Here is an 11,006-nt window from a genome sequence, read left to right as displayed (position 1 = left end):
TGGCGGAGACGCCTGAAGGCGCCAACGAGGGCCGGGTGGCCGTTATGACCAACGGCCTGGGGTCTGTCAGCTACGAGGAGCTTTTTGTTATCCACGGTGCCATCGACGCCCTGCTCAGGGACGCCGGAATAACGCCAGTTGAGCCTGATGTGGGCGAAATGTGCACCAGCTTTGATATGGCCGGTGTCTCACTGACCTTGTGCTGGCTTGACGCCGAGCTGGAAAAGGCCTGGTTGGGTCCGGCCAACACGCCGGCCTATCGCAAAGGCTCGGTCGCCCAGGCGGCGCTGCGCCAAGGCGCCGGCTCGCAGGCCGGCGCGGCCCAAAGCCAAACCGCTGCCGCTAGTGCCGAATCACAGGCGGGGGCCAAAGTCGTGGCCAAAGCCCTTCAGGCGATCGCCGCCAGGATCGACTCCACTGTCGACTACCTAGGTCAGCTCGACCAGATTGCCGGTGACGGTGATCACGGCATTGGTATGCAACGCGGCGCCACCGGCGCTGCCCAGGCTGCCGCCGCCTTGGCCGGGCAACCGGTCGGCGTTGGCGCCATGCTAATCCAAGCTGGCAACGCCTGGGCTGAGGAGGCCGGTGGCACTTCAGGTGCGCTTTGGGGTTTGTTGCTGCGGACGCTTGGTGGGTCTCTGGGAGACAGCCAGGTGCCCGATGCCGCCGGCGTGGCCAAGGCCGTAGAGCAGGCCAGCCAAGCCGTGATGACCGTGGGCAAAGCTCAACTTGGAGACAAGACCATGGTTGACGCGCTGGTGCCCTTTGTCGAATCACTCAAAGCCAGTCAGGCCACGGGCCTTGGTTTAGTGGCAGCTTGGCAACTGGCCGCTGAGGCCGCCACCAAGGCGGCTGAGGCCACAGCTGATCTGGTACCGAAGATTGGCCGCGCCCGGCCGCATGCTGAGAAGTCTGTAGGCACGCCTGATCCTGGTGCTGTCTCACTGGCGAGTATCGCCCAGGCTGTTGGTCAGGCGCTGGGGGAGGTCGACTAACAGTGGACCGAGCCTTGAAAGTGGTTATCGGCTGCGATGACGCCGGCCTTGGTTACAAGCAGGTCATCAAAGCCGATCTGGAGGCCAGCCCGGCGGTCGCGGCAGTTGCCGATGTCGGGGTCAATGCCGATTCGCACACCCCGTATCCAACTGTGGCGTTGGCGGCCGCTGAAATGGTGGCCGCCGGCGAGGCTGACCGGGCCGTGCTGATTTGCGGCACTGGCCTCGGCATGGCCATTGCCGCTAACAAGGTGAGCGGAATCAGGGCCGTCACGGCTCACGATTCTTTCTCGGTGGAACGCTCGATCCTGTCCAACGACGCTCAAGTCCTGGCCATGGGCCAAAGGGTGATCGGGCTGGAGCTGGCCCGCCGCCTGGTCCGTGAATGGCTGACCTACCAGTTCGACACTAGTTCTCCATCCGCTTCCAAAGTCGCCCTGATCGAGGAATACGAAGGCTGCTAGTCATGAAATTCCTGGGAGTCAGCCTGAAGATGTATTTCGACCACCAGCGCACTTTGGCCTGGACCGGTCAAATCATCAAGGCGATAGAGGCGAATAACCGACCCGGGGTGGTCGAGGTTGTACTCTTCCCCAGTTTCGTCTCAATCCCAGCCGTGGTCGACCTGGTGGGCCGGGACAACCCGGCCCTAAGGGTTGGTGCCCAGAACGTGGCCAGTCACGATTCGGGAGCCTTCACCGGCGAGGTCTCGGCCGCCTCGCTGAACCAGGTTGGCTGCCGCTTTGTCGAGATTGGCCACGCCGAACGCCGCCGGCTATTTGGCGAGGACAACAACATCATTCGGGGCAAGCTGGCGGCCACGCTGGCCCAAGGCCTGGTGCCTTTGCTTTGCGTGGGCGAGCCTGGTGGAATTGAAGCCAAGGCCGCCGGCGACTACTGCATCGAGCAGTTGGAGGCCACCTTAGGCAAGTTGGGTGGCGACCGGCCAGGTAGGCGGTTAGACATCGCCTACGAACCGGTCGCCGCCATCGGCGCCAGCCAGCCCGCTGACGAGAACCAGATCGTCTCGGTATGCCAACAGCTCGATCAGTGGACCCGGGCGAATTGCCCGCAAAGCGATATCCGAGTGGTTTACGGTGGCAGTGCCGGCCCGGGCTTGTTCAGCCGGTTGGGCGAAGGGGTTGGCGGGTTGTTTTTGGGGCGGTTTGCTCACGACCCGGCGGCATTTGCCCAAGTCCTGGCGGAAGCCACCGGAAACTGAAGTGATCTGAGTAACGGAAAGGACTTGGCCGTGGAACCGATTTCGCAAACACCGAAGGGAATTCGGCAAACCAGGCAGGAGAATCGCCGCACCCAAGTTATGGACGCCGTTTTGGCTGACGGTTCGGTCCGGATCGAAGAGCTGGCCCACAGGTTTGGCATTTCGCTAATGACGGTGCACCGCGACCTCGATGATCTGGAGGCTCGCGGCATTCTGCGCAAATCCCGTGGCATGGCCACAGCCCAGGCCACCTCCTTGGTCGAGTCATCCGATGCTTATCGAGCTGGACGGCAGTTGGCGGAAAAAGAGTCCATCGCCAGAACCTGCTCTGAGCATATTCAGCCTGGTCAGGCCATTATGCTCGATGACTCGACGACAGTTAGGCACCTCGCTCCCCATCTGGTCAGCCGGGTGCCGCTAACCGTTATCACTAACGCCTTGCCGCTGATCATGGCGCTACGTGAAGTGCGAGATTTGTCGCTGATTGCTTTGGGCGGGTCATACGCCAACTGGTGTGGCGCTTTCATGGGCAAGGCGACAGTTGACGAGGTCATAGGGCTGAGGGCGGACATAGTCGTCATGTCGACTGCGGCCATTGTTGACGATATGTGCTTCCACCAAGAACACGAGACTGTGGCCGTCAAAAGGGCCATGCTGAAATCTGCCGCCAGCAAGATTCTGCTGGCTGACCACACCAAATTCGAAAAGCGAGCCCTACACGGGCTAGTGCCCCTGGCCGAGTTCGACCTGATCATTGTCGACCGGGGCACACCGATAGAACACATCACCAGACTGCGCGGCCAGGGCATCGAGGTCCTGGTCGCCTCGGGTTAGGCGATTGCCGGGCCCGGGCAAGACCAAGAGAGAGAACAAGACATGGCAATACCTACCACGATGCGAGCCTCCGTCCTGATGAAAGCGATGGATCTGCAGCTTCAAACCAGGCCGGTACCAGTGCCGGAAGCCGATGAGGTGCTGATCAAAATCAAGTCGGTTGGCGTTTGCGGCTCAGACGTCCACTTCTACAAAGAAGGCTGTCTGGCTGATTGGGTGGTGACGGAACCGCTGGTGCTTGGCCATGAGTCCGGTGGCGAAATCGTAGCCGTGGGCTCGGCGGTTGACCCGGCCAGGGTTGGCGAGCGGGTCACAATTGAACCGCAGCATCCGGCCTCTAACTCGGCAGAATCGCTTAGGGGCGACTACAACCTGGATCCTGACATGCAGTTCTATGCCGTTCCCGGCACCGATGGCGCCTTCCAGGAATACCAAACCATCCAGTCGCATTTCGCCTTCAAGATTTCCGAGAAGGTGTCCGATGACGCCGCCGGGCTGATGGAGCCGCTTTCGTGTGCGGTGGCAACAGCCCGCAAGGCCAAGTTCACAGTTGGCTACCGGGTGCTGATTACCGGCGCCGGGCCAATTGGCCTGCTTTGCCTGCAAGTGGCCAAGGCCTACGGCGCGCGGGAAGTCTTTGTGACCGATCCTTCGGCCGAGAGGCGTGCCACTGCCTTGAAGTATGGCGCTGCCGCCGCCATCGACCCCACCACTGAAGACGTGGCCAAACTGGATCTTGGCGTCGACGCCTTTGTCGATGCTGCTGGCCCGGCTGCCGCGGTTCAAGCTGGCCTGCAAAACGTCAGGCCTGGTGGCTACGGCATTCTGGTCGGCATGGGACCCAATGAGGTGCCTATGCCGGTTCCAGTGTTGCAGGGCAAGGAGGTCTGGGTCACCGGCATTTTCCGCTACAACAACACCTGGCCCACGGCCATTGGCCTGGTCGAAGACGGCCGGGTGGACCTAGACGGAATGGTTACCGGCCACTATGGGCTTGAGCAGGTGCCAGAGGCACTCGGTTCGACCAGCTTGCCGGGCACCATCAAGTCAGTGGTCAACCCCTACCTGTAAGTAAAGAGTTTCCAGTCTGCGGCTGGGGGAATACTGCCGCAAAGTCCCCCAGCCGCGCCCGTCTTGTTGCCGGCCGCTCCAGGGTGTCACCCGGAACCTTCCCATAGCCGGCAGCCGGGCTGGCTTTGCGCCTGTCCCCAGGTCAGCGGAGCGCTGACCCACGTCAAGACAACCGTGGCCTGCAGTGAGGCAGGCCCCAAGGGAGGTCCAAAATGTCCCAATCCCCTGAAAGTCGACCACCAGCAGCCGGTGGCGCGCCCAAGGTAGTGGCCTACCGGCTGGCAGCCCTGAATCTGCCGGTAGTGGCCGGCGAGGAGACCTACGTTGAGCGAGTCCAAGGCCAGTGCCTGGACGGCCACGAGTTCGCCACGCTGACTAGATCCGCCCGGCATTTGGGCGTGACAGCAGAGTTCAAACGGGTGGTGGACTACTTCCAGGTGCCCGCCGGCCACACACCGGCCGGCTTTGCAGTCGAATTGGCCCTTGATGTTGATGGCGTCTTGCGGGCTGACCTGGTGCGGAACATCTCCTATGACACCGACTCCCAGCTCCGGCCAACCAATGTGCTTTTCTCTGCCGATACAGCCAACCCTTACGAGCTGGCCCATGTAGCGCCACTGTTGGCCAACCTGACCTGCAATCCGGGCATTATCTACGACCGTTTCTTGAATAATCCCAAAGCCAACGTTGATGGCCACTTCAAAGACCGCGACGAGGTCGTAGCCGAGCTAGGCCGGATCCTGGGGCCCGGCTGCGACATTTCGGTTGAGCTAAACAACCCGTTCGACCCGAGCTTTGACCGCCTGCTGGAAGAGGCCGAACACTTTAGGCAGCTGTTGTCTGAATGGCGCCTGGTCATCAAGGTGCCACACACCGGGCCAGTCAACGCCCAGAACGTGGCCCAGCTGCTGGGTGGCGACAAGCGGTTGGATTGCCGCTACACCGCACCGGCCACCGAGGACGCGTTTATCGGTCACCGCTTGGCCCTGGCACTGCGCGAACACGGCTTCCGCATCAATTTCACCTTGATGTTCGAGCCCTACCAGGCTCAGTTGGCGCTACAGGCTCGCCCTTACTTCATTAACAGTTTTGTCCGGCAACGGCTGATCCAAACCCAGCGCATGGCCGCGCTTTTGGGGGACTACCGGGCCGGCGGCGATGAGTCGGTTCTGGCCGAGCTGCGCGACTACCTAATCGCCAGCGACTACCTGACGCCCAAGGACATTGAACTGGACCTTGGTCAGATCCGGGACATGGCTCAAGGCCTGGTCGACTATCGCCAGTTTGACAGCCCTGAGGGCAGCGACGGTCTTGACGCCGTGCGGCACAACCTGCGCTTGCTGCGCCAGGCTAACCTGCCAGACACCCGGCTGATCATCTGTTCCATGGCCGGGGACTCGAACTATCCAGATATTGATCGGCTTCTTGCCGCCGATGAATTTGCCGATATGACCCGGCGGGTGGTTGTCACCGCCGAGCCGTCCTACCTGGCCCGGTTTGCCTCGACCAGCCAGGTGATTAGCTACCAGCGCAGCTTCATGAGCGCCGTGCAGGGCGTGGTCTGAGCTAGCTGTAAGGACGACGGGTTCCGGCTGCGGGCCGTAGCCTCTTTTTCGCCTCAGGTTTGTGCCTGATGCCGGAACCCGTCTTTTCGCCCCGCCTGGCTTGAACCCAGCTTGGTGGCGCCAGGCGGCAGGCGGACTTGCGCCAGCCCCGATAGTCAGCGCTAACATTGGAGATTGGCATTGGACGAAAGACAGGCGGCCATGGACCCTCAAACTGGTGGCAGTAGGCCACCGTCAATGTTTGATGTGGCGCGTCTAGTTGGCGTATCGCACCAAACCGTCTCACGTGTGGTCAACCGGGCCGGCGGGGTGGCGCCGGAGACCGAGCAGCGCGTCCTTGAAGCCATTGAGCAACTGGGCTACAAACGTAATCTGGCGGCCCGTGCGCTAGTCACCCAGAAGTCCCAGACGATTGGCGTGGTTTTGGTCAACGGCCACCTTTATGGACCGTCGTCAACCCTGTTGGGGATTGAACGCTACGCTCGTGAACTGGGCTTTTGGGTTTCGGTGGCCTCTTTGGCTTCAAACCAGCCGAGCGAAATGGCCAACGCAATTGAGCACTTTAGGGGCCAAGGCGTCGACGGGTTGGTGGTGATCGCGCCGACTCGTGAGTCGCTCCAGGCCTGCATGCGGGTGGCTTCCAAACTGCCTTTGGTGGCGGTCACCTCGGGACCCGTGTCTGAACCAAGTGCAGTGTCAGTGGCCATCGACCAGACGGCAGGGGCCAAAGCGGCAGTTGGCCACCTGCTTGAGCTGGGACACACGGCAATTGCCCACTTGGCAGGGCCGTTGGAGGAGTTCGAGGCCCAAGCCCGTATGGCCGCCTGGGCTGAATGCCTGGCCGATGTTGGCGCCCCACCTGGCCCACTGGCTATTGGCGACTGGCAATCTGATCCGGGTTACGAGCAAGCCACCCGTCTGCTCAGCGGACTGCACCGCCCAACAGCGATCTTTTCGGCCAATGATCTGATGGCGCTGGGTGTCTTGCGAGCCGCCCATGACCTGGGCTTACGAGTACCGGATGACCTTTCGGTGGTTGGTTTCGACAATATGCCTGGTTCGGATCAGCTGATCCCGCCGCTAACCACTGTTCGGCAAGATTTCTCTCTATTGGGTGAAGCCACCGTCAAAGCTCTGATCGATGTCACAGCCGGTGAATCAACCGCCGTGAGGCTAATCGAGCCAACATTGGTGACACGCGCGTCAACCACCAGCATCTAGCTGTCACAGCGGTACTGTGATCCCAACTAGACCGGTTCGGGCTTGCCCCACCGCCGTGGTGAGCGCTAACATCAAGCGTGTCCGTTCTTAACCAAACTCCACCGAAACCGGCCGCGGCAATCGAAGCCAATCGCACCGCCATCGGCCTAGAACTCGGCTCCAGTCGCATCAAAGCAGTCCTAGTTGACCTTGAGCATGATGTCCTAGCCGAAGGCGAGTCCGAATGGGAAAACCAGCTGGTTGATGGTCTGTGGACCTATCCCATGGCCGAAGTTTGGCAAGGTGTCCAAACAGCCTTTGCCCAGCTACGCCAAAACACGGCCGAGCGTTACGGCACCGCCCTGAACCAAACCGGCGCCATTGGCGTCTCGGCCATGATGCATGGTTACCTGGCCTTTGACTGCAATGACGAACTGCTGACGGCCTTTAGAACTTGGCGTAACACCAACACCGGGCCGGCCGCGGCCGAGCTGAGCCAAGCCTTCGGTGTCAACATACCGCTGCGCTGGTCGGTGGCCCATTTGTATCAGGCCATTTTGGATGGGGAAGACCACATCAGCTCCCTCGCCTTCATCACCACCCTGGCCGGCTACGTCCACTGGCAACTGACCGGTCAAAAGGTGCTGGGTGTGGGCGACTGCTCGGGAATGTTCCCCGTGCTGAGCGACCCGCCGGTCTTTGACCCAGCCCTCTTGAGCCGATTTGGCCAATTGCCCAAGGTTCGCGACTTGCCGTGGCGGCTGGAGCGAATCTTGCCTGAGCTGATGGTGGCTGGCCAACCGGCCGGCCACATCACCGCCCACGGCGCCGGGCTACTTGACCCAACTGGCGCCTTCGCGCCCGGTGCGCCAACGGCCGCACCTGAAGGCGATGCCGGAACCGGTATGGTCGCCACGGGCACAGTTGGCCTAGGCAGCGGCAATGTATCAGTCGGCACCTCGATTTTCGCCATGGTGGTGACCGAAAAGCCTCCAGCAGTGCCTTTGCCTGAGATCGACATGGTGGCCACGCCAGACGGATTGCCAGTGGCCATGGTGCACTGCAACAACGGTGCCAGTGAGCTCGACGCCAATGTCAGTCTTTTTGCCCAATTCGCCCGGGCTGTTGGCACAGAGGTCACCAGTGGCGAGGCCTTCACCGCCTTCTTGCAGGCCGCGCTGGACGGTCAGGACGATGCCGGTGGCTACTTGGCTTACAACTATTTGGCCGGCGAACCGATCACCGATGTGGCCCGCGGCTGGCCGGTGGCCACCCGCCTGCCGGGAGGTCAAAGTGGGCTGGCCAACTTCGCTCGAGCCCAGGTCTATGGCGTCTTTGCGACACTGCGCCTGGGTCTTGACATACTGCGAGAGCAGGGCATTAGACCAGCTAATCTGCTGGCCCATGGCGGCTTGTTCAAAACGCCCCTGGTGGCGCAGCAACTGATGGCGGCCACCCTTGACCTGCCCATCACAGTTGGGCAGACCGCTTCGAACGGCGGGGCCTGGGGCATGGCTGTGCTGGCGGCCTACGCCTTGGCCGCCAACCAAGGCCTTTCGCTACCTAACTACCTTGACTCTCGGGTCTTTTCGGCTGGCGATTTCGATACCGTGGAGCCCATCGCGGCCCAAGTGGCCGGTTTCAACACCTACCTGGAACGCTACCGGCTGGGATTGGCCATTGAGCGTTCCATTGACCAACTTCACTAGGAGGGGATTGTGCAGCTTTCAGCCGTTGACCAGGCAAGACGCGAAGTGGCCGGTCTCCTTGGGGAGCTGACGCGCTACAAACTGGTGGTCTGGACGGCGGGCAACGTGTCGGCTCGCGTGCCTGGTACGGAGCTGATGGTGATAAAACCCTCGGGTGTGCCCTACGAAGATCTGACCGAAGACAACATGGTGGTGACCAACTTGCAGGGCGAAGTGGTCCAAGGCGACTACGCGCCATCGTCGGATACTGCCGCCCACGCCTATATCTACCGCCACAAACCTCAGATCGGCGGTGTGGTCCACACTCATTCGCCCTATGCCACCGCCTGGGCGGCCTGCCGTGAACCGATTCCATGCGTGCTGACCATGATGGGGGATGAGTTTGGCGGGGACATACCGGTTGGGCCGCTGGCCCTGATTGGTGATGACTCGATCGGCCGGGGTATTGTCGAAACCTTAGAGACTTCGCGTTCACCTGCAGTTTTGATGGCCAACCACGGTGTCTTTACAGTTGGGTCAAATGCCAAACAAGCGGTCAAGGCCGCTGTCATGTGTGAGGAAGTGGCCCGCACGGTCCTTTTGGCACGGCAGCTTGGCAGCCCCATCGCGCTAGACGAGCAGACCGCCAGCCAGTTGTACAACCGGTACCAGAACGTCTATGGGCAGCTTGGCTAGCGCATTGCGGCGGCGTTCCAACTCAACTCGCGAGTGAACTGACGCACCGTTGTGCCCTTGGTAATCAAGGCGAATTCGGTGCCGGTGATAGTGGCGAAGTCTTCCCAGGCTTCAACCGGCACGGCCGAACTAAGGCAGGTGTGGTGGGGTGCGCCAGCCGCCAACCAGCATTCAGCCGCCGTCGCCCAATCGGGCTCGGCCAGCCAAACGGCGCAGGCCACTGGCAGTTTTGGCAGGGGCTGGTCGGGTGGCACCAGGTTGACGGTGAGAGCGGTCAGGCGCAGGCGTGCGCCCATATCGGCCAGCCCAACCACAGTGGCGGGACCAGAATCAGCCGTGAAGACCAGACGCACCGGATCTTCCCTGGCACCAATCGACAGTGGATGGATCTCCACCTTGGGTTTGGCAGTGGTCAACGACGGGCATACTTCCAGCATGTGCGCACCGAGCGACTTTTCTTCGCCGGGTACCAGATGGTAGGTGTAGTCCTCCATCATTGAGGCTCCACCCGGTAGGCCGGCGCCCATGACTTTAGCAATGCGCACCAACATGGCGGTTTTCCAGTCGCCCTCAGCGCCAAAACCGTAGCCCTGTGCCATCAGACGCTGCACGGCCAGGCCAGGCAGCTGCCTAAGCGCCCCTAGGTCTTCGAAATTGGTGGTGAAAGCGGTGGCGCCATGGTCATCCAGGAAGGCTTTCAAGGCCAGCTCTTGGCGGGCGGCATAGAACAAAGACTCGGCCCTGGCCCCGCCGGGACGCAGCTCCGCCGCCACCTGGTAGAGATCGAGGTATTGCTCAACCAGTTCAGTCACCTGGTCTAGGTGAGTTGCTTCAATGGCCTGGGCCAGCTCGGTTACGGCGTAGGTCCGGTTGGCAAAACCAAAGGTAGCCTCGGCTTCGATCTTGTCACCGTCGGTCACCGCGACATCGCGCATATTGTCGCCAAAGCGCAGCACGGCGCCCTGTTTGGCGTCCTGGTGAGCCAGCGCCGCCCGAGCCCAGCTGTCAATTCGACTGATCACAGCCGGGTTGGCCAACGAGCCGGCCACGGTTTTCCGGGTGATCCCCAGCCGCGATTCGATATAGGCGAATTCCCTGTCGCCGTGAGCCGATTGATTCAGATTCATGAAGTCCATGTCGATGGTGCTCCAGGGCAGAGCCTCGTTCACCTGGGTGTGAAGATGCAGCAGAGGCAAGCGCGCGGCAATTAGACCAGCAATCCACATTTTGGCCGGCGAGAAGGTGTGCATCCAAGCAATCAGCCCAACACAGCTGGGCTGGGCGTTGGCGGCCAGGACCGTCTGCTCAATGGCCGCCTTGGATGTTAGGGCCGGTTGCCAGACCACTTTGACAGGCAAGCCGGCCGCGTCCAGCTGTTTGACTAGCGCCTTGGAGTTGACTGCCACCTGGCGCAACGTCTCCTCACCGTACATCTCCTGCGAGCCGGTCAGGAACCAGACTTCACGGTTAGCCAGATCAGTCTTCATCAGTGGTTGCCTTTCTAGTTGTCCAGGTGCTGCGCCTGGCGGCAGTGGCGCCTGGTCCACCACCAGGACCAGTCATTTGTGGCTGAGGCGGACCACCACGTCCATGACTTGCCAGGCAAGCCACCCCAGCCCGAGCCAGCCGTCGCCAACGCTAACTGGCACAAGTGTGAACGCTAACACGGCAGCTAGTCAAGGCCGCCGGCAGGACTATTTGGTAACAATTTGGTAACGGTCGAACCTCGATG

The 11,006-nt window shown here is 61.4% G+C and carries 10 protein-coding genes; 9 read left to right on the top strand and 1 reads right to left on the bottom strand.

Annotated features, from left to right (window positions below; genetic code table 11):
- The 9 genes from FWD29_06385 to FWD29_06345 form a co-directional block, all read left to right on the top strand.
- On the top strand, positions 1-998 hold a 998-nt coding region (locus FWD29_06385; GenBank protein MCL2803564.1), incomplete at its 5' end, for a DAK2 domain-containing protein.
- A gap of 2 nt (positions 999-1,000) precedes the next feature.
- Positions 1,001-1,462 (top strand): ribose-5-phosphate isomerase, encoded by a 462-nt coding sequence (locus FWD29_06380; protein ID MCL2803563.1) that lies wholly within the window; start codon positions 1,001-1,003, stop codon positions 1,460-1,462.
- 2 nt (positions 1,463-1,464) lie between these two features.
- A complete protein-coding gene (locus FWD29_06375) occupies positions 1,465-2,220 on the top strand; it encodes a triose-phosphate isomerase (protein MCL2803562.1) in 756 nt (251 codons plus the stop codon).
- A 30-nt stretch (positions 2,221-2,250) separates the two neighbouring features.
- Positions 2,251-3,054 carry a DeoR/GlpR family DNA-binding transcription regulator gene (locus tag FWD29_06370; protein MCL2803561.1) on the top strand — a complete coding sequence of 268 codons (804 nt, stop codon included), beginning with the start codon at positions 2,251-2,253 and terminating at the stop codon, positions 3,052-3,054.
- Between the two features lie 42 nt (positions 3,055-3,096).
- The gene (locus tag FWD29_06365) at positions 3,097-4,125 is read left to right on the top strand and encodes an NAD(P)-dependent alcohol dehydrogenase (protein ID MCL2803560.1); all 1,029 of its coding nucleotides are present in this window, start codon (positions 3,097-3,099) and stop codon (positions 4,123-4,125) included.
- 212 nt (positions 4,126-4,337) lie between these two features.
- Positions 4,338-5,690: a transaldolase family protein gene (locus FWD29_06360; protein MCL2803559.1), complete on the top strand. Its 1,353-nt coding sequence runs from the start codon at positions 4,338-4,340 to the stop codon at positions 5,688-5,690.
- A gap of 237 nt (positions 5,691-5,927) precedes the next feature.
- A complete protein-coding gene (locus FWD29_06355; protein ID MCL2803558.1) occupies positions 5,928-6,911 on the top strand; it encodes a LacI family DNA-binding transcriptional regulator in 984 nt (327 codons plus the stop codon).
- A gap of 77 nt (positions 6,912-6,988) precedes the next feature.
- A complete protein-coding gene (locus tag FWD29_06350; protein ID MCL2803557.1) occupies positions 6,989-8,599 on the top strand; it encodes an FGGY-family carbohydrate kinase in 1,611 nt (536 codons plus the stop codon).
- A 9-nt stretch (positions 8,600-8,608) separates the two neighbouring features.
- Positions 8,609-9,274, top strand: a complete 666-nt coding sequence (locus tag FWD29_06345) for an L-ribulose-5-phosphate 4-epimerase (protein MCL2803556.1) — start codon at positions 8,609-8,611, stop codon at positions 9,272-9,274.
- Here FWD29_06345 and araA read toward each other — a convergent pair.
- The gene (gene araA, locus FWD29_06340) at positions 9,271-10,761 is read right to left on the bottom strand and encodes an L-arabinose isomerase (protein ID MCL2803555.1); all 1,491 of its coding nucleotides are present in this window, start codon (positions 10,759-10,761) and stop codon (positions 9,271-9,273) included. The genes FWD29_06345 and araA overlap by 4 nt on opposite strands.
- Positions 10,762-11,006: the final 245 nt, after the last annotated feature.

Source organism: Micrococcales bacterium (assembly GCA_009784895.1).
Lineage (GTDB): Bacteria > Actinomycetota > Actinomycetes > Actinomycetales > WQXJ01 > WQXJ01.
This window is presented reverse-complemented; position numbering and strand designations above follow the sequence as displayed.

What these genes read in the sequence shown, in the direction of transcription:
- FWD29_06375 (MCL2803562.1), top strand. Translation starts at nt 1,465, where the DNA reads ATGAAATTCCTGGGAGTCAGCCTGAAGATGTATTTCGACCACCAGCGC.
- FWD29_06365 (MCL2803560.1), top strand. Translation starts at nt 3,097, where the DNA reads ATGGCAATACCTACCACGATGCGAGCCTCCGTCCTGATGAAAGCGATG.
- FWD29_06360 (MCL2803559.1), top strand. Translation starts at nt 4,338, where the DNA reads ATGTCCCAATCCCCTGAAAGTCGACCACCAGCAGCCGGTGGCGCGCCC.
- FWD29_06355 (MCL2803558.1), top strand. Translation starts at nt 5,928, where the DNA reads ATGTTTGATGTGGCGCGTCTAGTTGGCGTATCGCACCAAACCGTCTCA.
- araA (MCL2803555.1), bottom strand. Translation starts at nt 10,761, where the DNA reads ATGAAGACTGATCTGGCTAACCGTGAAGTCTGGTTCCTGACCGGCTCG.